Raw genomic sequence first — 24,204 nt, forward strand, 5'->3', positions numbered from 1 at the left:
TCCGCCAGTTCACTGGGCGACGCCATAGCGCGATTGCCAATCTTCGGCGATCCGGGTCATCCAGCTTGGATGGGGCTCATCCTGAACCGCACCCAGCTGTTCCGGAGACAAGGTCGCAATTCCAAGGTCAAGCGCATCGAAAGCTGCCCGATCTGCGGCAGTCAGGGCACCCATGTTCAACACCGTTCCATAGCCCAGTACCGCCGGGTCTTGCGCCCGGACCTGCGCCTCGGGCGACAGAAGAAAGTTAGCCACAACCATCGCGCCTGCCTTGGAACCGGAATTGTAGGGAATAGCGACAAAGCTGGCGTTCCCGATCGTGCCCTTGTCGAGGACAAAGGTCCGAACGGTCGGCGGCAGTTGATTGTTCGCGATCGCCGCCGTCGCCTCGCCGGGGCTGAAGGAGATCGCAAGATCGACCTCTCCATCAGCAATAAGCTGAAGCTGGGCGGGACCAGTGGTAGGATAGGCGCGGCCTTGCCGCCAAAGCGTTGGGGTCAGCTCATCCAGGAAACCCCAAAGCGGCGCGGTGACGGCATCGTAGTTCGCATCGTCCACCGGTCGGGAAAGCGCGGACCGATCATCTGTCAGATCGACAAGCGCCTGTTTCAGAAACGTCGTCCCAAGGAAATCCGGCGGCTGCGGATAGGTGAACCGACCGGGATTGGCGCGCGACCATTCAAGGATCGCGGCCATCGACCCAAGGGGGGCAACAATGTCCTGAGTGTCATACATGAAAACAACCTGAGCCATGGCCCAGGGGCTTTCATAGCCTTCGACAGGCACGGTGAAGTCTGTCTGAACAGTCTTTCCTTCAGTGTCTACAAAGGCCCAATTCGGCAGATCTTCGGCAAATGGCCCAAACAAAAGCCCCGCGTCTTTCATGGATGCAAAGTTCGCGCCGTTGATCCAGATCATGTCGATCGCGCCGTCGGTGTCCTGTCCCGCCTGCTGTTCCGACAGAACCCTCGTGACCGCGTCTGCAGTATCCGTCAATTTCACATGTTCCAACGTCACGCCGAATTCTTCGGATACCCGGTCACCAACCCAACTGATGAAGTCGTTCGTCGTGGTGGACCCGCCCCAGGCATTCCAATACACGGTCTGGCCGCGCGCCTCTTCCAGAACCGCACTCCAGTTGGCGGGGACTGGCTCCGCCCGGGCCAAGGCAGGCAGCAGCAGGGCTGCGGCAAGGGCAAGTTTCTTCATCAAAGTACCTTTCAGTTGGAGAACACCTTTCGCGCCGCCCAAAGTCGCAGCACGGTGGTGAGGAGACACAGACCCGCGAAGACCACCGCAAGGATCGGGAACGCGGCAGGAAACAGGCAAAGAAGCGCGAAGAAAACAATGGTTTCTGTCCCCTCAAGCAACCCGTTCGAGTAGTAGAGGGATTTTACCCCTTGGGCCGAGGTTTCCATCGACTGTTTCGCGGCAAGCACGGCGAAGCCAAGAAAGCTGGCGCCGTTGATATAGAACGCCGCCAAGAGCGCCGCGCCGGCAAGGCCGTTCACGGCCGGGTCGACCCATATGAAGGCAAGGGGCACTGCCGCGTAGAAACCGAAATCGGCGGTAATATCGAGGTATCCGCCAAAGTCCGTCCCCCCGCCGGACGCACGGGCAACCGCCCCGTCCAATCCGTCCGCGACCCGCCCCAACGCCAACGGTACAAGCGCGAGGCCAAACCACCCCATCGCGATCATCAACGCGGAAGCGATACCGAAGGCAAGGCCGACAATCGTCACGACATTCGCCGAAAACCCGACCCTTGCAAGCGCCATCCCAGCCCGGTTCAGGGGCGGATCAATCAGCTTTCTGGCGGAGGCATCAAGCATTATTGGGTCCTTCTGTTGCCGCTTTGTGACCGAGCGACCCGATTTCGGCAATCCGGGGTGACGGGATTGTGAGGTATTGAAGGTTTTCGTGGTCGACCCCAAAGCACGCCGTCAAGTGCCACCAAGACCCATGCTAAATTGGTTTTTGCCAAAACGCCTATTCTTGCGCTACGCTGAGTCTATTGTTCATTCATATTTCTAGAGTTTCACCATGAGCGCTGACTTTGGACAGGACACCCGTTTGGCCCGCTTGCACACCGCCCTTGGCGGTGATGTGCTGGTATTGCGCCGCTTTGGCGGGGTGGAGCGCCTAAACGGGCTCTTCGAATTTCGGGTCGAGGCGCTGTCGGATAACCCCGAGATCGATTTCGACGAACTGCTCGGCACCCACGCCACGGTAGAGATCAAGACGATTGCAGGCGATCCCCGGTTCTTTGACGGGATCATCACCACGGCACGGTGGGCGGGCACCGGGGAACAGGGCGTGAAATATGAATTCATGCTGCGCCCATGGTTCTGGATCGCGTCGAAACGACGCCAACAACGGATCTTTCACGAAAAGACCGCCCCCGAGATTATCGAGGAAGTCCTGGGCGCCTATTCCGGGTCTGGAACAGTTCAGAACAACCTGAAGAACTCTTACGACGCGCTGGAATACACGGTCCAGTACGGAGAAAGCGATTTCGACTTTGTTTGCCGGATGATGGAACGGTTCGGCATCAATTATCACTTCGAACACGACCAGATGGACCACAAGATGGTCCTGACAGACAATGTCGACGACTTGCCAGAAGTTCCCGGTGCCACCCGAGAGTTCATTCCCAACGATACCAAGGTCCATGGTGAGGGTGAACATTTCTGGAGCTGGCAGCCGGAACGGAATTTCGTCACCGGGTCGATGCGCCTGACGGATTACAACTTCAAGACGCCGGACGCGATGATGGAGGTCGACCGCACAAGCGAGGCAGCCTACGAGTCGGGGCAGCTTGAAGGTTACGATTTCCCGGGAAAATACCTCGACAGTGGCGGCGGCAAGGGTGTGGTCGCCTTGCGTCTGGATCAGGAACAGGGCGCGGATCAAAGACATCGGGCGATCGGTGACTGCGTCAGCGTGTCCGCGGGATCGCGTGTGTCGATCAAGGCGCAATATTTGGATGCAATCGACGGGAAGACCTTTGTTTGCCTCAAGGCCGAACACTACTACGAGGCCGACGCCTATGGATCGGGGGGCGGGTCAGGGTCGGGTACGTCCTATACCGGCAACTATGTGTTTGTTCAGGATGACAGTCCCGTGGTTCCACTCCGGCGCACCCCGACACCCGTTATCGTCGGACCGCAAACAGCCGTTGTCGTGGGCGACGGAGAGATCGACTGCGACGAATTCGGGCGCGTGCTGGTTCTGTTCCACTGGGACCTTGCCAAGGCGAATTCGATGCGGGTCCGGTCGAGCCAAAGCTGGGCCCACAAGGGTTGGGGCGGGATCACCATCCCCCGCATCGGCATGGAGGTGATCGTCGAATTCCTGAACGGCGACCCGGACATGCCGATCATCACCGGCCATGTCTACAACGGCAAGAACATGCCCCCCTATGAACTGCCCGCGAACAAGACCCGGACCAGTTTCAAGACCAAGAGCCATCAGGCTGAGGGCTTCAACGAAATCCGTTTCGAAGACGAAGGTGGCAAGGAAGAAATCTTTATCCACGCCCAGAAGGACCGGAACGAGAAAACGCTCAACAACTGGTCAGAGCGGACCGACAACAACTTTGTTCAATCGGTTGGCCATAACAAATCGGTCGAGGTCAAAAACAACCACGCCGAAAGCATCGGTGGCAACATGACCCTATCGGTCGGCCCATCGGGCATCGGGTCGATCATCTCATCGGCACAGGCTGGAATGGCCGAAGGGATCGGCTCTATCGCCGATGCACTGGGGATGCCCGGGTCGCCGGGTGAAGGAAACCTGATCATCACGGTGGAAAAATCCCGTTCGCAGACCATCGGCACGGAATCGTCCACCACAGTTGGCATCAATTCCAGCCTGACCGTCGGCAAGGCGATTTCGGAAACTGCGGGTATCTCAAGGGAGATTTCGGTGGGCAAGACGATGTCGACCAGCGTGGGCAAGACGCTAAGCCTTGATGTTGGCGAGGAAGCTTCTGAAACTGTGGGCAAGAAGAAGACCATCACAGTCGGAGACGAATTGGCGATCGTGGTCGGCAAGGCATCGATCATTATGAAAAAGGACGGCACGATCCAGCTCAAAGGCAAGGATATCACCGTCGATGGCAGTGGGAACGTGGACATCAAATCGGCGAAAGATATGACGGTCAACGGCGGCAAGAACACGATCGTGAAGGCCGGTTCGGCGATGACCGTCAAGGCCGGAGGGGCCATTACCATCAAGGGTTCCAAGATTAACCAAAACTGATTCTGAACGGCTAATCGATCGCTCTTTGTTGCGCCGAACGGTCTGTGTCTAGCGAATGATGCAAATCGCAAAGAGCGATCGATTGTGCCCGTTGCGCACCAACAAGTTGAATCTGCTGCCTTCCGGACAAGGTTTGTGTTGCCTGTCCCGCTGCTTTCTGCGCAAGTTTACTGAGAATTTTATAAGTTTTTGAGGAAGGATGACCCGATGCTCGATGGGGAAAAGCAGCTCGGTTCCAGTGCAAGGATTGCGCGCCTGTTTCAAGGCACATCTCTGACCGCGTTGTTGGTCTACGGCATGGCCAGCGCGTCACCCGTTTTTGCTGCAGATCTGACGTGGGATCCTCGGTCAACCGGCAACGGCACCGTCAACCTGAACGCAGATGACGATTGGAACACCACCGACGATGAATGGGACAATGGCGGTTCTGCATCAGTATTCACCAATGGCGACCATGTAACCTTTGAAGATGGTGACGTGGAGGGCAGTGGCACCACGCAAACGGTGGACGTCACCGAAGATGTCGCTCCCGGGTCGATAACATTCCAAACTGGCTCCCCCTCTGCTGACTTCATTATCAACAGCAACGGTGGCTCAATCCTGTCATCCAGCGGCACATTTGCGGCCAACACGATGCAGATCATCATGAACGACACCGCTGAAATTGGCGCAGGCCTCAGCGGTGCCTTCATTGTGACGGGCAGCGAGCAACTTACTCTGAGCGGTGCAAGCCCCAGCCTTACCCAGCTTACCGTCAATGCCGGCGCGGATGTATTTGTCACGTCGACAGGCGATCTTGCGGGATCGATCAGCAACGCTGGGACCTTTGCCAGCGAAGGCACAATCGGCACGCTCACCACCTGGAGCGGCGGATCGGCGACGCTTGAAGGGACGGCGACCACTGTCATCATCCATAATGGTGCAACGGTCGATATCAGCGCAAACAACTCTGCGGGGCTTGATGTCGGCAGCTTCACACTTGGAAGCGGCGTCGACCTGACGCTGGATTCCACAACGGGAACCCTGACGACCGACACGTTCTCCAACTACGGCGACGTCACGGTTGGGGATGGCGGAACGTTGACGATGGATGGGGGAACCAACCCGTTCAACAACATCAGCGGCACCTTGGACGTTCAGGAGAACGGAACGCTTGACGGAGACGTGACGCATGGTGGGACCACCATGACTGTAGCCGGTTCGGTGACCGGGGACGTCGCTGCGAACGCGAACGGACTGACCATCAATGGCACCGGCGATGTCGGTGGCACTGTGACCGTTGCAGATACCGTGACAGTGAACGCCGAAGGCGGGGCCGAGGTTGGCGGAATCACGATCGAGAGCGGCGGAAACTTCACCCTTTCCGATGGTGGCACGGTGACCGTTTCCGATACCGGCGTAACCTCGGTCGATATCCAGTCTGGCGGCACGCTGGAGAACGGCGGCGGCGGAACCGCCACATTGGAATTCGCAAGCGATGCCACGATGGACGTCGCGGGAACGATCACGGGCGGGGCTGACACATTCACGATCGAAGCTGGCACGGTTAACCTGCTGACCGGCGCAAGCTGGACCGGTGACGTTCAGTTCGTGGCGGACGTCAACAGCAACGTCGCCGTCACCTTTGACACCTACAGCTACACCCTTGGCGGGGACTGGACCAACCTTGCGGGCGGATCGTTGACCGTCGACATCGCGATGGACACTGATGGAAACGCCCTGGTCAACAACGCCGATGATGCGGAAATCGATGTCAACGCGACCCTTACCGGAAACGTGACCAACACGAACGGCACGGTGAACATCTCTTCCTCCGGAGATGTCACGGGCGTCGTCAACAACAGCGACGCGCTGAACATCACCACCGGGACTGCCGGATCGATCGTCAACACCTCGACCGGGACGGTCGAGGTCACGAGCGGTGGATTTGTTGACACGACGATCGACAACGCGGGCATGTTCAACGTCAATTCCGGCACCTTGACGGTTGACGGACTAACAACGAACGAAAACGGCGGGACGATCAATATCGACACCGGCGCGTTCTTCGCCGGTGACATCACAAACGAAGCAGGCGGGACGCTGAACGTCGACGGACAGGTCAATGGATCGGGACAACCCTATACCGTCAACAACTCTGGGACCATGACGCTGGCGGGGACCATCGCCGGCAACCTCGACAACAGCGATGCGGTTGATGCAACCTATGGTCTGACTATCGACGGGGCTTCCAACATCACCGGGACTCTGACCAACTCGGGCGAAGCGCTGGTTTCCAGCACCCTGGGTGTTACCGGTGGGGTCACGAACGAAAGTGGCGGGGTCCTGACGATCAATAACAGCCTTAGCGCCAACGTTACAAACGACTCTGGGGGCACGATCAACACGGATGGCACCGGGCAGATTACCGGCACATTGGAAACCGCTGGGGCGGTCGAAGTCGAAGCGACCGAGCAGTTGACCGTGACCGGTGGAACCACCGTGAACAACGGCGGTCAGGTTGATCTGGGCGGAACCCTGGCCAGCAACGTGACGGTCGAAAGCGGTGGCTCGCTCGTGACAACCTCGGCAACCGCTCAGGTCACGGGGACACTTGAATCCGCGGGGACCGTTGACGTCGGCGCCGGTGAACAACTGACTGTCACGGTCGATCCGCTGACCATTCAAAACGGCGGTGCACTGGAACTCGGCGGCACGGTCGCAGCAAACGTTGATATCGAAGACGGCGGCGCATTGAACATCAACAGCGCAACCGCGCAGGTCAATGGTACGCTGGCGGTCGACGGAACAGCGGCCGTCGATGCCGGCGAACAGCTGACGGTTTCGGGCCTAACGACGGTTGAAGACGGCGGTGATTTCGACGTCGCCGGGACCTTCAATGGCGATTTGACCGTCGATTCTGGCGGCACCTTCGACCTCAACGGTGGCATCATTGATCTGGACGGAAGCCCGCTGGCGCTGAATGGCGAAGGCTTCTTTGACGGAACCGTCACCGGCGCCCTCACTATCGGCGCAACAGGTGACGCAACCATCGACGGTGCGACTGGCGTAAGCGGTGCGATCATTAACAACGGGTTGCTGACGGCCGACGCCGGCCTGACCTGGCTGACCATGAACAGCTCCAACTCCTTTGTCATCAATGGGGTAACCGTCGGCACTGGCAGCGGTCTGCTGACCAACAGCGGGACCATTACGATGAACGGTGGTTCGATCGGGTCGGCTGTTAACAACACCGGTACGATCGAAGTAGATGGAACGGCGACGCTGACGGCCGGAATTTCAGGCGGCGGTAGCATCGACCTAGGCGATGGTGCAGTCGGCGACCAGCTGACTGTCTCCGGCGGACCGGCCAACCTCAACGGAGCGACATTCGTTCTGGATCTGGACGTTGGCGCTGCTGCGGGTTCCGACCAAATCTTCTTTAGCGGCATCTCTCCGACCGGGACCGTCGACCTTGATTTCAATGTCATCCCATCGGTTGCAGAGGAACTCGCCTCTGGCCTTGTCATCATCGACAGCACAGTTCCCTTTGTCGGATTCACTGCAACAACGGATGATCTGGAATCCATTGCCGGGGCCTATGTCTACTTCCTGAATCAAGACAATGCCGCAGGCGAGGTTCGCATTGAATCGGCGGGCAACCCGAACATCGGTGGCCTTGCAGGCGCTGTGGTTCTGACCCAATCGCTTATTGGTTCTGTGGTAAACCGGCCCTCGAGCCCGTTTGTCGCCGGCCTGGCCATTCCGGGCGATGACCCTTGCGGCGTTGGGGCGTGGGGACGAGCGACAGGCGGTGTTGCGGACGCGGGGGGCACAACCTCCGTGAATGATGGCGCGCTGAACGTCTCAAGCGACATCAACGCTCAGTTTGGTGGTGTCCAGCTTGGTGCCGACTTCTCGTGCTTCGGCGGCTACTACAACGGCTGGGACCTCAGCTTTGGTGGCATTCTTGGCATGAACGTCGGCGCCACGACTCAGCCGCTCTATGCGATCGACTCCAGCGGTGCTGCAAACACCAGCGTAGTTCTTTCCAACAATAGCGCTGATTTCGTGCAGACCTATGCCGGGGCCTATCTGTCAGCTTTCAAGGGCAGATCCTTGGTCGACCTTCAGTATCGCTTCGAACAGACGCAGTTCGACCTCGAGAATGATCAGGAAGGCAATCCAGAGTCCGCGGGGATCCTGAACCAGACTTTTGACAGCCAGGCGCAAACGCTCTCCGGCTCGTACAGCTATGTCCTGCCAATTAGCGAAGACCGGGGCATCAATCTGGTCCCGACTGCGGGTTTCGCGATTTCACAAACGACAACCGACTCGATCGCACTTGATCTTGGGACGTTGGGTGACACCTCGGACGACGGTCGGCTCGAAATCGACGACTTCACAAGCGAAATCGGGTTCGTCGGCGGCACGGTGTCGATGACACGCATCCAGCCCAGTGGAAACTCGGCCCTGACCTACTTCGGGACCGCGACCTACTACAAGGATTTCGCCGGCGACATTGCATCGGTCATCTATGACAGCTCCGACACCGAGACGGACACGATCAGCTCTCCCAACCTTGGGCAGTATGGCGAAATCAGCTTTGGCGTGAACTACACCCGGCTTCTGGACGGAACGGGCAGCATGCCCAACGCCCGCCAGCTGAATGCCTCAGTCCGGGTCGATGGTCGGTTCAGCGAAACGCTTGAGAGCTGGGGTGTGACCGGTCAGGTCCGGCTTCAGTTCTGACAACGGCTTCGGGCGGCGCTTGACGCGCCGCCCCTTACCGGCCCAAGATTGACCAAAGCATAAGCGGCGGTCAAAACGATTTTTGGCCTGCGAACAATAGATTGAAGGCGTTCTATCCCCATGTCTTGGTTCAGCAAAGTTGCCTGGAAAGAAGGGTTGTTCTTACAACCGCAGCATCTTCAACAAGCGGATCGCTATGTTGAAAAGCTGATTCAGGCGCGCACCTCTGTTATGTCGCCCTACCCATGGGGCATGATCGAGATGAAGATCGACAGGGACCTGACCCAGCAAGGGCGGTTTGGCTTGCGGTCTGCGGTCGGCCTGATGCCGGACGGAACCCCCTTTGACGCCCCGAATGCGGATGTCTTGCCAACCCCGGTGTCCGTGCCTGACGATGCCGCGGGCCTGACCATCTGGCTAACCCTGCCGGACGCTGCCCAGAACGGACAGGATGTCGGTGGGGCCGGCGGCTCTTCCGCGGGAACACGTTACCGGATCGAAACGGAAACCGTCGCTGACAATGCCTCGGCCACGCGCGTCGAACAGACCATCGAAATCGCGGTTCCCCGTCTGGAACTTGCCCTGCGCAAATCCCCGCGCGAAGGGTATCAGTCGATCCCGCTTGGCAGGATCACAGAGGTGCGGGACGGCGTCGTCTCCATCGACGACACGGTTCCGCCGACCGGGCTGATCCTGACAGTGCACCCTGCCTACGAAGGGTACCTGACGCGCGTAATCGGCTGGATGGAAGCCAAGCTTGAAAACCTTGCCCGCTTCGCATCCGACCCGTCCTCGGGCGGTGGTATGCAGGCATCCGACTACCTGATGCTGATGGTCCTGAACCGCGAGCTTCCGATCCTTCGTCACCTCAACCAGTGTGGCAAGGTCCACCCCGAACGGCTTTATGAAAAGCTGATCGGATTGGCAGGCGAACTTGCGACTTTTGACCAGAACGAACGCCATGTGGCGGACTATGGCCCCTATGACCATGACAACCCGCGCGACGTGTTCACCCCGGTCGTGCAGGACATCCAGCGGCTTTTGTCCCGCGACGTCGGGCGCGCCGTGCGTCTTCCGCTCAAGGAAGTCCGGCAAGGCAGCTTTGCCGCGCTGGTCAACGATCGCAGCCTGTTCAGTCAAGCAACATTCGTGGTCGAGGTTTCGTCCGGCCTTCCGCTGACCCAAGTGCAGCAGCAGTTCCCGCAACTGTGCAAGGTCGGTCCTTCGACGCGGATGAAGGAAATCATCAACAACAACCTACCGGGGGTGCCCCTTATGCACCTCCCGAACCCGCCCCGCCAGATCCGGGTCGTGGCGAAGAACGTCTATTTCCTCGTCGATAAATCCAGCGACCTTTGGCGCGAATTTAGCGTAGCACCGGCTATCGGGATGCACTTCGCAGGGAACTGGCCAGACCTGAAGCTGGAGCTTTGGGCAATACCGGAGCAATAGAACAGGATGCACGGCGACGACGACGGCGACAAAACGGTCTTTGGACAAAAGCTGCCCATGCCCAAACCGCGCGGGCAAAGCAGCGACCCTGCGCAACCGCCGCAACAGCCCCCTGCGCCGCCGCAGAGCGCTCCACAACCCAGCGGCAACGACGATGCGGACCGGACTGTATTTGGCGCACCCCTGCCGCCGCAACAGCCCCCACAGGCCGCGCCGCCGCCCCCGCCACAGTATCAACCGCCGCAGCAACCTGCCTACCCGCCGCAACAACCGCAGTATCAGCCGCCGCAACAGCCCGGGTCCGGTCGGGCCGCCCCCGTGAACGAAGCGCCGCATGGCTATGAAGATACCTGGCTCGGTGGGGCACTGAATCCGTTCCCGAACCAGGCGCCTCCACAGCAGCCGCAGTATCAGCCAGCGCCGCCGCCCCCGCCGCAGCCCGCGTATGGGCAACAGCCGCTGTATCAGCCGCAGAACGTCCAGACGGGAACCAACATGTTCCCCGAGGTGCCGCGTGATCCGCAACCGCAGCAACCGTCGATCAAGCCGCGCATCGCATTGTCGGACGCGCTGAAAGGCACGGGTCTGGGTGCAGGCGGGTCAAGCAACCCGTTGGTTGCCGCCGCCGCAAACCTGCTGATCCTGCTTGGCCGCCTGCGCACCGGCCTTGTCGAAATGCAGTCCGGCCCGCTGATCGACCACGTGACCCGCGAAATCGACCTTTACGAACGCAACATCCTTCAGGCAGGCATTCCGCCGCAAGATGCCAGCGACGCGAAATACGCGTTGGCCGCGGCGGCGGATGACATCGTCCAGAACCTTCCCGGGGCCGACCGCGGCACTTGGCTTCAGTATTCGATGGTTGCCCGCTTCTTCGGCGAACGGGATTCCGGCGTCGGTTTCTTCCGCAAAATGGATGCGGCGATGCAGGCACCGGGGCAGAAATTCCAGCTTCTCGAACTGATGCTGACCTGCCTGTCGCTAGGGTTCGAAGGGCAATACCGGACCAGCCAGAACGGCGCGGTCGAACTGTCCCGCGTCCGAGCTGCGATCTACGAAACCCTGCGGCGGGTCCAGCCGCGCCCAGATGATGATGTGTCCGTCAACTGGACACCCGTCCCCCTTGGGCAGAAACGCCGCTATGGCGGAACGCCCGTTTGGGCGGTCGCCGCGATCGCGGGCCTGATGGTGGTCGCTCTTTTCGCCACCTTGTCGACATTGATCGCCCGGCAAGGGGCGCAGGTTCAGTCGGAAATTCTGGCGCTCCATGCCGGTCTTCCCGTAATCACGATCGAACGGACTTCGCCGGTGGTCGAGGCATATGTCGCCCAGTTTGACTCCACCCAACTGGACCGCATTCGTGACGGGCTTGCCGACCAGATCGAGAACGGGCAGGTCGTCGTCGATCAGACCAACCAATATATCTTTGTTCGGGTTGGGGATGCGCTTCGGTTCCGGTCTGGCCGCGCCGAGCTTGAAAACGACTTTGCCGAACTGGCGGGACACATCGCTACGACGCTTGACCCGGAAGTTGGGCCGATCCGGGTCGTCGGCTATACCGACAGCATCCCGCCATCGGGCCGCGGCCGATACAAGACGAACGAAGAACTTTCGCAGGCGCGTGCACAGACCGTCAGCGACATTCTTTCCCCCAATATCAGCGACCCGACCCGCATTCAGACCGAAGGCCTTGGACCAGTGAACCCGATTGCCACCAATGACACGCCCGAGGGCCGCGCCCTGAACCGTCGCGTCGAAATCATGATCGAGCGGGAGGGCGCCCAGTGAGGCTGTTTGGAATTATCCCGCTTCCGAGCCCCAAGAAGATGTTCAAGAAGGGTTGGTTCAAGAAGATCATGGTCTTCATTGGCCTGATCGCGATCATCGCCGGGATCTGGTTCGGATTCCCGATGACCGGGATCGAGATCATGGCCGAGGTCTGGCTGCGTGCCAGCATCATCGGCGCGATCCTGTTCCTGATCTTCCTGACGTGGTTCATCAAATGGCGCCGCCGCCGCAAGGCCGCCAAAGCGCTTGAAGCAGAGCTGGTTCAGGAGCCAGTCGGCGACGGCAAGGTTCTGGCCGAACGCATGTCCGAAGCGCTGACCAAGCTGAAGAAGTCCGGCGGCAAGACCTACCTGTATGACCTGCCGTGGTACATCATCGTTGGCCCACCGGGCGCCGGGAAGACGACTGCACTTAAGAACTCAGGTATCGAATTTCCGGGGTCCGAGGGGCTGGGTGATGCGGTCGAAGGGTTCGGCGGCACCCGTAACTGCGACTGGTGGTTTGCCGAAGATGCGGTCCTGATCGACACGGCCGGTCGCTACACGACGCAAGACAGCGACGCGGAGGCCGACAAGGCCAGCTGGGACAGTTTCCTGTCCCTTCTGAAACGCGGCCGCCCGAACCAGCCGATCAACGGTGTGATCCTTGCCTTTTCGGTCGAAGACATGATGACCGGCGATGCCGAAAGCGTTGCCCAACACGCCGAAACCGTGCGCAAACGGCTTGCCGAAATTCACGACATTCTGAAGATCGACTTCCCGGTCTACGTCCTGTTCACCAAGGCCGACCTGATCGCGGGATTCCGTGAATACTTCAGTTCGTTCAGCATGTCCCGGCGCAAGGCCGTCTGGGGCGCAACATTCCAGACCAAGGACCGCAGCGCCCAGACATGGCAAAACGTCGAAGCCGAGTTCGACAAGCTGGTCAGCCGCCTGTCCGACGAAGTCATTGACCGCATGAGCGAGGAACCGGACGGGGTCAGCCGGATTTCGGTCTTTGGCCTGCCCGGTCAGATGGCCCTACTGCGCGGCAATATCACCGAATTCACGCGCCGGGTCTTTGAACCGACCCGCTACAAAACGAACGCGATTCTGCGCGGGTTCTATTTCACCTCGGGGACCCAAGAAGGCACGCCCATCGACCAGGTCCTTGGCGCGATGGCGCGCAATCAGGACGATGGGGCTGGTTTCCAGCCCGCCTTCATGTCGGGCAAAGGCAAAAGCTATTTCCTCCACGACCTCCTTAAAAAGGTGATTTTCGAGGAAAGCGATTGGGTCAGCCATGACGCCGGCGCGGTCCGGCGCACTGCACTCTTGCGCACTGTCGCTGTCGTTCTCATCACCATCGCGACCTTGGGCACCATGGCCGCATTTGGCTGGAGCTTCTGGCAGAACGCCAACCTTGTGCGCACGGCACAGGCAGAGGCACGAGCCTACTTCGGCGACGCGCAAAATGAAATCCGGCGCGACGTCATCGACGATACCGACCCTTCGCTTGTCATGCCCTACCTGCAAGACCTGCGCCTGATGACCGCAGGCTATGGTGATCCGGTAGAGCCGGGAATCCTCGAAGGGCTTGGCCTTGGCCAGCATCGCCGCATCAACAACGCGGCCGAACGGGCCTATTCCGACGCACTGGAACGGATGCTGCGCCCCCGTCTGATCCTGCATATGGAAAACGAAATCCCACAGCTTATCGCGGATTCCAATACCGCCGCGGTCTATCGGGCGCTCAAGGTTTACATCCTGTTGGGCGGGCAGCAGGGCGGCGCCCCCGACGATGCGGCAATTCAGGCCTATTTCGCCGATGTCTGGCGTGAAGATTTCCCCAGCGCCGGGCAATTCGACGAACGCGACCAGCTCGAGGCGCATCTTGCCGCGATGCTGGAACTGGACGATGACCTGACGACCACAATCACCATCGACCCGGAAATCGTCCGCTCCGCACAGGAGGCCATCGTCAACCTGCCGCTTGCAGAACAGGCCTATGCCTCGATCAAGGATCGTGCCGTGACCAGCGGGATCGGCGATTTCAACCTTGTTGAACGAGTATCCGGCCAGATCGACCGGGTGTTCGTCACTGCCGATGGCACCCCGCTGGACCAAGTTGGCGTGCCGGGAATGTTCACCTTCCAGGGGTATTGGGGCTTCTTTCTAGAGGAACTGACAGCCGCGCGGCAACGTCTTGAAGACGACCAATGGGTGCTGGGTGACGCTGCGACCCGGGTTGGGTATGACACCCAACTTGCCAGCCTCGAACGGGAACTTCACCGACTCTACCAGCGCGACTTCGAGGCGGAATGGACCGCGATGCTGGACAACATCACCATCGCGCCAATGGCCAACGATTCGCCGCGCTACGACGGTCTTGCCGCCCTGGCCTCGCCTGTTGGTTCGCCACTTCTTGATCTGGTTGAAGCTGTCGACGAAGAAACCCGCCTGACCCGCCTTTATGACGCGGTCGAGGGCATGACCCCCGCCGAACTGGCTTCTGGCGGTTTGGGGGACAAATTAGGGGATGCGGCATTCAACCGGATGTATTCCTCTTCCGGCACCTTCCAGCGCGTGCTTCTCGGTTGGCTTCAGGATGGCGCGAAGTCGCAAAACCGGGCGGGTGGCGCAAGCGAGGACACCCAACGCCGTCAGGTCGAGCGCATTTCGGACAGCTTTGAAAACTGGCATGTTCTGTTGCGCGGCGATCCCGGCGCGCGCCCGATTGATGCCCTGCTTCGATCCATAGGCGACCTTCGGGAAAACCGGCACCTTGCCGCGAAATCGCCCACCCCGATGGACGACACGATGCTGCAACAGCTTTTGTCGGCGCTGACAGTGAACAACACCTCCTTGCCGGAACCTGCCGCGCGGCTGATGTCCGAGATCGAGGGCGAATTCCGCACCGTTGCCCAGGATGCGACGATGGCTCAGTTGAACCGCGCCCTGAACGAAGACATCACCCAGTATTGCCAGCAGTTCATCGAACCCTTGTTCCCCTTCGGCAACGGGCGGCATGTCGCCTCCAATGTTTTTGGGGAATTCTTTGGGCCGGGCGGCCGGATGGACAGGTTCTATTCCACAAACCTGCAACCCCATGTTACCCGCACGCCGGACGGGCTGCGTCCGGTTCCGGGCAGCCCGATTGGTGAACGGCTGTCGACCGCCGCACTGGCACAGTTCGACCGGGCCGAGGCAATTCGGGCGGCCTTCTTCTCGGGCACGCCGGAGCCGGTGGTGTCGATGTTTGTGACCCATGTGTCATCCAGCCCGACCGTTGATCTGGCGCATCTGACGGTGAACGGTGGTCAGGTGCAGACACGCCCCGCCGATGCGCCCGCAGGCCTGATCTGGCCGGGTGAAGGCAGTGGCGTCAGTGTCGAGCTGTTCCCGGCCCAGCGCGGACGACCCTCGCGGCTTGATTTCAACGCCGGGCGCTGGTCCATCGTCGATTTCCTGCGGCAGGGCAGGGCGCGCCGCGATGGGAATGTCGTTCAGGTGACCCACGAAATCGGCGGTCGGACGATCACCTACCGGATCGAGTTTGACAGCACGACGGTACCGTTCCTGATGCCAGAGCTGTTCGACTTCTCCTGCCCTGTCTCACTGGACTAGGGGGCGGAATGGTGGCCGTTTCGATCGGGATCATGGGAAAACATCCGGGCTTCGGCGATTTCCTGCGCCACGGTATCTCGGACCCTGTGGCAGAAGGTCTATCGAAATGGCTTGATGGATCGTTGCACAAGCTGCGGACCGAAGTTGGTGACGGCTGGAGTGATTTCTGGGACCGGTCGATCACGCTTCGGTTCTGGGTCGGCAGATCCATTTCGGGCGCAACACTGGCCGGGGTTCTCGTCCCATCGCGTGACAAAGTCGGGCGCCGGTTCCCATTCCTTATGTTGGCCGAAGGCGTCGACAGGGCCGCGCCCGTCGCGGACCCCGATCAGGGTCTGTATGACGCGTTCGAAACCCATCTTTCCACGGCCCAGCCCGGCCCGGCCGGCGCATCCAGCCTGCTGGGCGGTCTGGATCCCGATGCCATCGGCATCCAACCCGAAACCGACGCGCAACGCGCCGAAGGATCGTTGATTTGGGCCCATCACCCCGATGGCGACCTTGCGGCCCTTTTGCGCGCGGCCGGTCCCGTGGATGCCGCTCGCGCCATGACCAACCGCAGCTATTGGTGGGCACCGGGCCAATCCGGATCGGCCCCGGCGATCTGGCTTGGTCAGGCCGGTTTGCCCGACGCCGCCGGGCTTGGCTGGCTGTTGTCAGGCGGCACCTTCCACACTCCTATGCCACGCCACAAGGACGCTTCGCATGCATAGCACGGACTTCTTTGCCTTTCGGACGGGTCAGGCCACGGACGTGGGTCGCGTCCGCACGGTCAACGAGGACAGCTTTCTGTCGCGTCCCGAGGCAGGACTTTGGGTTGTCGCCGATGGAATGGGGGGGCATGCCGCGGGCGACTTTGCCAGTCAGACCATCGTTCGTGAACTGTTCTCCATGGGCGTTCCCGGGTCCGCGGAAGATATGCAGGCGCGATTCATGGAGCGTTTGGGACGCGCCAACGAACTTATCCTTGATCACGCCGCAGAGCTGAACCAGGGAACCATCGGCGCGACGGTCGTCGCGCTCTTGGTCGATGGTCAGGATTATGCGTGCATCTGGTCCGGGGACAGCCGCATTTACCGGCTGCGTGACGGGTATCTGGAACAGCAAACCCGCGACCATACCGAGGTTCAGGCCCTTCTGGATGCGGGCAGTATTACACCGGACGAGGCCGCCGTCTGGCCCCGCAAGAACGTGATAACCCGGGCAATCGGCGTCGCCGATGTGCCGGAATGTGATGTCATGGGCGACAGGCTTCGGGTCGGGGACAAGTTCGTCTTGTGTTCGGATGGCCTTACCGAACACCTTACCAACGACGATATTTCTGCGATCGTCGGGGCGCATGATCCGCAAGGCGCCTGCGATCGCATGATCGAACTGACCCTTGAACGTGGGGCCAAGGACAACGTGACTGTGATCGTCATGCAATGCCTGCCGCCCGTGGCCGAAACGGACGAAACCGAGGCCGATATAGAAGTGGACGTGACCGAATGACCTCTGGACCGGAAGACAAGGACAAGCCGGCCGTCGCAGGGCAACACCCGGCCACACCCGAGGACGATGATCGGACGCGGATTGGCGGCATTCCGCTTCCTGGCGGGCCGCAGGCGGTCGAGGAAGAGTCCGAAGCGACGATCCCGCCGACCCCGACGACGCCACCCGATGTTGGCGATGAAGAAGATGACGATCGGACGCAATTCGCGCCTGCACCTTCCGCCACGCCCCCTGACCCCGCACCCGCGGACGAAGACGACCGCACGCAATTTGCGGCCCCGCCTGCGGGGTCCGTCCCGCCAAGCCAACCATCGGCAACGGACGAACCCAACGAAGATGACAGCACCAGATTTGCAGGTGCCGCCCCGACCCCAGCGCCGCCCGCCACCCGCAAGGAGAGCGGTGGTCCGACAGTCGCCGTCGGAACGCTGATCAACAACAACTACGAGGTCAAAGAGGTTCTCAAGGCTGGCGGTATGGGCGAGGTCTACCACGGGGAGAACGTCTTTACCGGCGACCCGGTCGCGATCAAGGTCGTGCTTCCTGAACTGGCGGAGGATGAAAAGGTCGGGCTGATGTTCATGCGTGAAGCGCGAACGCTTAGCCAATTGTCGGACGAGGCGATCGTTCGATACTACAACTTCGTCAAAGACCCCGAGATCGACCGCTACTGCCTTGTGATGGAATTCATCAAAGGCGTTCCCCTGTCCGACTACACGGCACAGAACGGTCCGATCACAACCGAAGCGGCCTGGACGCTCTTGCGCCGTCTGGCGAAGGGGCTGGAAAAGGCGCATGGCCGTGACGTGATCCACCGTGACCTGTCGCCCGATAACGTCATGTTGCCCGATGGAATTGTTGCCGAGGCCCTGCTGATCGACTTTGGCATCGCCAAATCGAACGTGGTCAAGGAAGGGACCATGGCCGGTCAATTCGCGGGCAAGTTCAAATACGTGTCTCCCGAACAGCTTGGCCATTTCGGCGGAGAGATCGGCCCGCGCACTGACATCTACGGCCTTGCCCTGTTGATGGCTGCCGCGATGCTGGGAAAGCCGCTCGATATGGGCGGGTCCATTGTGGAGGCCGTCCAGGCGCGCCAGGCTATTCCCGATCTTTCGTCGCTGCCGGAAGAATTCCGCCCGATCCTTGCCTATATGCTGGAACCTGATCCAGCAGACCGTCTGCCCTCCATGGCGGACGTGGTAAAACTGATCGACTACCCGGAAGATATTCCGCCTCAGTATCTGGATGGGTTACCCATTCCGCCTTCTCGGGGCTCCACAACTACGCGGGGTGGCAGGGTTACAACCGGCATTGGCAAGAGCTATGCACCGGCCCCAATCACTGTCAGCGGGCTGCAACAGCCCCCGACAACCAATACCGTCAATCCAAGTGTGACCGGCAGCGCGAGCCTGCCGCCGACGCCGATGCCGAAGAAGGGCGGTGGCGGGGCCCTTGGCCTGTTAGGGATCGTCTTTGTCGCGGCGCTTGGTGGCGCTGGGTATTACGCCTGGTCCGAAGGACTGATCGGCAGCGCCGGACCCTCCACTGACACGAATAGCGCCACAGAAACTGCCCAGCCCGCGACTGGCCTACCCCCGTTGGAAGAGAACACGCGTGAGGGGTTCCTTGCCGCGCTGGATACCGGCCCATGCACCTATGCCGCGCGGGTTTCGGCGGGGCCGAACCTTGGGATGGTGCAAGGGTTTGCAACCGACACGACGGCATTCACCGGCCTTCCGACCGCATATGAAGAGAAATTCGGGGCCCGGCCTGCCATTTTGGAAAGCCAGATCACACCGGAACAATGTGCGGCCTTGGCATTGGCCAAGGGATTGCAGGGCCGCGGATTGGACCCGGTTGCGATGGTTCTGGACAGTGCAGAGGTCGAAAGCGGACAGCCGATCAACGGTCAAATCACGGACCGTCAAGGCCGAAACATCTGGCTCGTGCTAATCACGCCCAAAGGCGGTGTCTATAACTTGACGGGACGTCTAACAGCCGCGCAAGGCGACCGGCGCAGCTTCCGGTTTGGCCTTTCTCTCGCGCAAGGCGCAGAGGCCGCGCCGCAATTGCTTCTTGCGATTGCCACACCCGAACCGCTGGTCAACGCGGCCGCGGCACGTGACGGTGCAGATGCATCGGCGCTTTTGCCCCTGATCCTTGACGAGATTGCGAATGGCGATGGCCAAGGGGTGGCGGCGTTGTCGCATATACTTCTGACACCACCTGCCCCGCCCGCCCCCGAAGAAGAGCCTAACAACACAGGCCAGACGGCAGAGCCCGATCCGCAGTAGCTACCTGACGTCAAAGGTCGAAATCGCCAGATAGGCGCCGTCGGCAAGATCACCGGAAAGGCCTTCAAAGACATCCTCGGCCAGTTGCCCGTTCCGTTCCCTGATCTGGGTCGGAGGGCGGACGGTGCCAAGCGCAATAAGGATCTGGCTGGTATCGCGCGGCGGCCCGCTTCGCGTCACTGGAACGTCGAACCGTGCAAGATTTCCCGAGAAGGTCATGAACCGCTGGAGGTCCTGGACAACCCCGTTGTCGTCCACCAGCAAAAGCGTGATGTACCGGCCCGACCCGCCGCGAAGAACCCCGGTCAGCCGTCCGCCCGATGCGATTTCAAGGTTGTCAATCCGCAGCCCCATACGGGTTGCCGGATAATCCACGTTTTGGCGAACATAGGTCAGGGCGGAGCATTGGCGTGGGTCAACAAGGGTCCGGGTCTGACGAATATCCGAATCTTCGGCCGTCAGTACGCCCTGTGCGAAGTCTTCCATCGCACCGTCGCGTGCCGAGATCATTGCGATCCCGACGCCGTCGGGTCCATCCCGACGCGGCAAGGCGATCAGGCAAGGGTCGGTCAGCGCGGCACGGATGCGCCGGATCAGGTCCCCGATTGCAAGATCCTGTTCGGACGGCGGTGCCGCGGTGCGGACCGGGCGGGGTTGTTCTGATGCTGGCGGCGATACGGGTGCAGACGAAATGGCCGTGACTGTCTCGGTTGCGGCAGACGGCGCTGCTGCGATGACCTCCGGTTCGGGGCCCGGTGTCGGAGCAATCGGCGCGGCAGGTGGCGCCGCGGCAGAAATGGTTTCTCGTTCGGCGATGACGGGGGAGGCCGCGATCGTTTCCGGCAGGATCGGGTTCAGGTCGGGGTCGTCCAACTGCACCGGCTCTGCTATGACCGGTTCCGGCGCGACAGGCTCTGGTGCAAGAACTTCGGGCTCCAGCGGCGCGGGTGCTTCAGGTTCTTCCACAGGTGCGGCGGCAATTGTTTCGGGCTCAAGCGCCTCTGGCGTTTCAGCAACCAGTTCCTCGGGCGTCTCCGGAGTCAATTCTTCCGCCGGTGTTTCCTCTGGCGTTTCAGGCACCTCTGGTTCGACGGGCTCCTCAGTGGCAGCAGCGACTTCTTCCGGCTCGAGGCTTTCCGGGTCAGTACCGTCCTCGACCTCTCCCTCTGCCCCGGCAAGGCCTTCCTGTTCCACAATCCCCGCAAGCGTATCCGCATCCAGCCGTTCAAGGGTCACCACAAAGGAAACGTCCTGCGCTTGTTCTTCTTTCGTGAAAGCATCGGCGAAGGCCCCCATGAAACCCGCCACAGCGGCGGCATGGACAGCGCCCGACGCAATATAGGCCAGCGTCCAGCCGCTGAATGATCCGCGCCCATAGGGAAGGAAGCTCATTCCTCCTCTCCCCTGTAGTGGATCGTGACAAGTTTGACTTCGACAGTGGACAGTTCCGGGCGGGCAAGAAGTTCGATTAACTGACTGGCCGGCGCATTTTTGGGGATCAACAGGTGCACGCGGGATTGATCAGCCAACGCCGGCCCCAGCAATTCGGCCGCAATTGGTTCACCATCCAGGGAAAGCGAACCATCCCCGTTCACGATCAACAGGGGGGACGGCAGAACCTCGACCGGCAGTTCTTCGGTTTCCGACAGTTCCACGCCAAAGCTGGGGGAATTCAGCAACTGACCCGTGGCCAAGAAGAACAGGATCAGCAAGAGCACAATATTCACGATGAAGAACGAGTTATCGACCTTCAACCGGTTCGCGTCTGGGGGAAGAACCTTGCGCAATGCCATGTCAGATCGCCCCCGTCGAGACCTGAACAGAAGCGACGTTCGCGGCCTGAAGGGCCTCCAGCACAGTCGCAATGTCCTGAACCTGTGCGGTCGTTCGCACCACCAGAATGACATCGGCCGGGGCCGAGGGTGTTCCAAGCGCGCCGGCTAGCGCCGATAGCGCTTCAAAGCCAAAAGACTGGCCACCAACCAACACCGATCCGGCCTCGACCGTCCACAGGGCGACATCACCCGGTTCGGCGGTTTCCTCGGGCACGTCCGATGCGGTCGTTTCTTCACCTGGGGTGGCCTGTTCGTCCGATACTCCGGAGGCGCTTTGCAGCGTCAGCAGGGAATAGGGCGTCAGGCTGGACGACAGCATGAAGAAGATCAGCAACTGGAACATCGCGTCCGCAAGCGGGGTCAGAGCAAAGCGGTAGCTTCGCTTGCGCACCGGCAGATTAAGGCGCGAGTTCCCGGACATGAACGCGCCCTATCCCAGCCGGGCGTTCGGATCGACCCGCCCGTGGATCGCCGCAGAAATCACCGCTTCGATCAGGTTCCGCTCCCGGTCGATCTGGCCCTCGAACCACGTCGCGATAAAGAACGAGAACAGCGCAATGCCGAGACCGACGGCGGTCGTGGTCAGGGCGGACCAGATACCGCCAGCAAGCCCCGCAGGGTCGACCGCGCCTTCCGAAAGCGACAAGACGCTGAAGGCATCAATCATCCCGATCACAGTTCCAAGCAGACCGAGCATCGGCGCGGCCTGAACCACCATGTCCAGAAGACGCATCCGTTCGGACATGCGTGCAAGTTCGATAATCGCGGACTGGCGACCCAGTTCTTCGGCATAGGCGGCGTCACCGGGGCGCGATTGCAAGCCGGAAAAGACGGATTGAAGCACACGTGCAAGAACCGACCGGCGGCCCGCTGCTTCGCGAATGGCATCATCCGGCTTGCCGGAAAGCCAGCTTTCAAGGATTTGGTCAGCCGCCTTGCGACGACCAACGCCAAGGCGCGAAAACTGGACTGTCTTGTACAGGCCCACCGCCACCGCGATGAAGGACAGGCCGGCAAGTGTCACAAAAATGGCTACCGTCGCCGGATTGAACAGGTCCAGTGGCATGGATTCGAACAGGGAAGACATCGGTCAGGCTCCGATCACGGGGCCCGAAAGCCCCAACTTGAGGGCTTGGATCAAATACCGAACTGGATCGCGGTTCGGGAACTGGCGACAAGGTTCGACAGGCAGAATTCGGATTCAGTTCCATCTGACAGCGTACAGGCCGCCACATCGTTTACAACGATCCGGGAAATTGACGCGCAGCTGCTTTCGGCAAGGTCGAACTGAAGGATCTTGGTCTTGCCTGCGACAAGCGACCCGAATTCAAGCACCAGCAGCCGCGTTACGGCCCCTTCGGCGTTGAAAATGCCGACCTCATAGGCGGTTCGGTCAAATGCCTGGTCAGACTGATTGGTGGCAACATAGGTCAAACGGCAGCTTCCGGCGGTCGTATCCGCAGCAGCGTTCAACTGCAGGTCAAAGCTGGATTCGTCCTGTGCGAATGCCGTCGTCGCACCAAGTGCGAAAAAACCAGCGATCGCCAGTCCGCGGATAACACCATTGAAAGATTTCGACATTTGGCCCCCCAAAAAATCAGCTTGGCATCAATTACCCTGCCATTTGAGGAGGAACGGGCCGTTCAAGTCAACCGGAAGTTAGCGAAAAACGCCGAGCAACCAGAGAGATTGGAGCCCCTGATCTCCGCCTGTGCCTGCCGTGTTCGGCGGCATGGGGTAGACTACAGTCCCAGACGTCGGCGAATTCTGCGCGACGGTGATTTCGCTCTCGTCGCCTGTCGCGGGCACCTCTTGTCCGTAAAGACCGAATACCGCAACATCGGCTGGCATCAGGACTTCTCTGGACAAGATTGGTTCCTGACTTTGACGAAGATTGTTCGCAACGGAAGCAACTACCGGCTCAATCGATTGACCATCTTCATGATAGCTCGCACCAGCAGCGAATTCGGTCGCCGCGACAGGTTCGAACATCGCTGCCTGAGCAACCGAAAGCCCGAATGCGCCCGCAACGGAAAGGCCGATACCGGCCGCTGAAAGAAGCCAAATGCGTTTCATGCTCCTAATATAGCAGAGCTGAACGCGTTTTTTTAGGGGTTCTGCATACTCAAACCCATCGATCGGCGGATTTATGTGACCGAATTCACACTTCGCTTTAGATGTAACAACGCTTAGTCTAGCCTTGACAGAGTGCGGACAAAGAATGCCAAATCCCATATTAGCCATTGTAATTGCAGGTATTTTCCATGCTTTCGGCACAAGCGTGAAGGCCGAATTCGCTGTCTGCAACCAGACCTTTGACGTGGTCAATGTGGCAATCGGACAATTCGACGAAAATGTGTTCGAAACGTCGGGCTGGTGGACCATCGGGCCAAATCAATGTGCAAACGTGATCGACGAGGAGCTTTCTGTTCGCTACGTCTATGTTTTTGCACAGGATGTCTTTGGCAAGACGGTTCTATCAGGGGCGACTCGGATGTGTGTCGCGCCCAACAGGTTTGAAATCCGAGGAGAGACTGACTGCGTTGTTCGCGGCTTTATCGAAGCCCCATTTCACGAGGTCGACACCCTCCGAACCGAGCGCTGGACACTGTTCCTGACGCCACCGCCTTCAGGATAGGAGTATTGACGGGTCAGACAGTGCCCCGGGAATTGCTAATGCGACTAGGCCGATCTGCATACATAACCTTCGGTTTGCTTCTGATGTTTGTCAGACCAAGTCTT

General features: G+C 60.1%; 17 protein-coding genes. 9 read left to right on the forward strand and 8 right to left on the reverse strand.

Annotation, left to right across the window (positions count from 1 at the left end):
• Positions 1-9 precede the first annotated feature (9 nt).
• Together U3648_RS02825 and U3648_RS02830 are read right to left on the reverse strand one after the other, a co-directional pair.
• Positions 10-1,209 carry an ABC transporter substrate-binding protein gene (locus U3648_RS02825; RefSeq protein ID WP_420857731.1) on the reverse strand — a complete coding sequence of 400 codons (1,200 nt, stop codon included), beginning with the start codon at positions 1,207-1,209 and terminating at the stop codon, positions 10-12.
• A gap of 11 nt (positions 1,210-1,220) precedes the next feature.
• A complete protein-coding gene (locus U3648_RS02830; protein ID WP_420857732.1) occupies positions 1,221-1,832 on the reverse strand; it encodes a CDP-alcohol phosphatidyltransferase family protein in 612 nt (203 codons plus the stop codon).
• A gap of 211 nt (positions 1,833-2,043) precedes the next feature.
• Between U3648_RS02830 and U3648_RS02835 the strand changes: the two genes are divergently transcribed.
• From U3648_RS02835 to U3648_RS02870, 8 genes are all read left to right on the forward strand, one after another.
• Positions 2,044-4,263 (forward strand): type VI secretion system Vgr family protein, encoded by a 2,220-nt coding sequence (locus tag U3648_RS02835; RefSeq protein ID WP_420857733.1) that lies wholly within the window; start codon positions 2,044-2,046, stop codon positions 4,261-4,263.
• 207 nt (positions 4,264-4,470) lie between these two features.
• Positions 4,471-8,994, forward strand: coding sequence for a beta strand repeat-containing protein (locus tag U3648_RS02840; RefSeq protein WP_420857734.1), 4,524 nt, complete (start codon positions 4,471-4,473; stop codon positions 8,992-8,994).
• A gap of 120 nt (positions 8,995-9,114) precedes the next feature.
• Positions 9,115-10,446 carry a type VI secretion system baseplate subunit TssK gene (gene tssK, locus U3648_RS02845; RefSeq protein WP_420857735.1) on the forward strand — a complete coding sequence of 444 codons (1,332 nt, stop codon included), beginning with the start codon at positions 9,115-9,117 and terminating at the stop codon, positions 10,444-10,446.
• A 495-nt stretch (positions 10,447-10,941) separates the two neighbouring features.
• Complete coding sequence (gene icmH, locus U3648_RS02850; RefSeq protein ID WP_420857736.1) at positions 10,942-12,234, forward strand: type IVB secretion system protein IcmH/DotU; 1,293 nt, start codon at positions 10,942-10,944, stop codon at positions 12,232-12,234.
• A gap of 38 nt (positions 12,235-12,272) precedes the next feature.
• A complete protein-coding gene (tssM, locus tag U3648_RS02855) occupies positions 12,273-15,839 on the forward strand; it encodes a type VI secretion system membrane subunit TssM (RefSeq protein WP_420857737.1) in 3,567 nt (1,188 codons plus the stop codon).
• An 8-nt stretch (positions 15,840-15,847) separates the two neighbouring features.
• Positions 15,848-16,552, forward strand: a complete 705-nt coding sequence (gene tagF, locus U3648_RS02860) for a type VI secretion system-associated protein TagF (RefSeq protein WP_420857738.1) — start codon at positions 15,848-15,850, stop codon at positions 16,550-16,552.
• A complete protein-coding gene (locus tag U3648_RS02865) occupies positions 16,545-17,330 on the forward strand; it encodes a PP2C family protein-serine/threonine phosphatase (protein ID WP_420857739.1) in 786 nt (261 codons plus the stop codon). The genes tagF and U3648_RS02865 overlap by 8 nt, the downstream gene beginning before the upstream one ends.
• Positions 17,327-19,627 carry a serine/threonine protein kinase gene (locus tag U3648_RS02870; RefSeq protein ID WP_420857740.1) on the forward strand — a complete coding sequence of 767 codons (2,301 nt, stop codon included), beginning with the start codon at positions 17,327-17,329 and terminating at the stop codon, positions 19,625-19,627. The genes U3648_RS02865 and U3648_RS02870 overlap by 4 nt, the downstream gene beginning before the upstream one ends.
• Here the strand turns inward: U3648_RS02870 and U3648_RS02875 are convergent, their stop codons facing one another.
• The 6 genes from U3648_RS02875 to U3648_RS02900 form a co-directional block, all read right to left on the reverse strand.
• Positions 19,628-21,019, reverse strand: a complete 1,392-nt coding sequence (locus U3648_RS02875; protein WP_420857741.1) for a serine/threonine protein kinase — start codon at positions 21,017-21,019, stop codon at positions 19,628-19,630.
• Entirely contained in the window at positions 21,016-21,420 is a 405-nt protein-coding gene (locus U3648_RS02880; RefSeq protein ID WP_420857742.1) for a biopolymer transporter ExbD, read from the reverse strand. The genes U3648_RS02875 and U3648_RS02880 overlap by 4 nt, the downstream gene beginning before the upstream one ends.
• Position 21,421: 1 nt before the next feature.
• A complete protein-coding gene (locus U3648_RS02885) occupies positions 21,422-21,883 on the reverse strand; it encodes an ExbD/TolR family protein (RefSeq protein ID WP_420857743.1) in 462 nt (153 codons plus the stop codon).
• Positions 21,884-21,892: 9 nt separating this feature from the next.
• Positions 21,893-22,549, reverse strand: coding sequence for a MotA/TolQ/ExbB proton channel family protein (locus tag U3648_RS02890; RefSeq protein ID WP_420857744.1), 657 nt, complete (start codon positions 22,547-22,549; stop codon positions 21,893-21,895).
• A 50-nt stretch (positions 22,550-22,599) separates the two neighbouring features.
• Positions 22,600-23,043, reverse strand: coding sequence for a hypothetical protein (locus U3648_RS02895; RefSeq protein WP_420857745.1), 444 nt, complete (start codon positions 23,041-23,043; stop codon positions 22,600-22,602).
• Positions 23,044-23,121: 78 nt separating this feature from the next.
• Entirely contained in the window at positions 23,122-23,538 is a 417-nt protein-coding gene (locus U3648_RS02900; protein WP_420857746.1) for a hypothetical protein, read from the reverse strand.
• Between the two features lie 145 nt (positions 23,539-23,683).
• Here U3648_RS02900 and U3648_RS02905 point away from each other — a divergent pair, with 145 nt between their 5' ends.
• A complete protein-coding gene (locus tag U3648_RS02905; protein ID WP_420857747.1) occupies positions 23,684-24,100 on the forward strand; it encodes a DUF1036 domain-containing protein in 417 nt (138 codons plus the stop codon).
• Positions 24,101-24,204: the final 104 nt, after the last annotated feature.

Origin of the sequence: Marivivens marinus (assembly GCF_035969385.1) — a bacterium.
Lineage (GTDB): Bacteria > Pseudomonadota > Alphaproteobacteria > Rhodobacterales > Rhodobacteraceae > SELP01.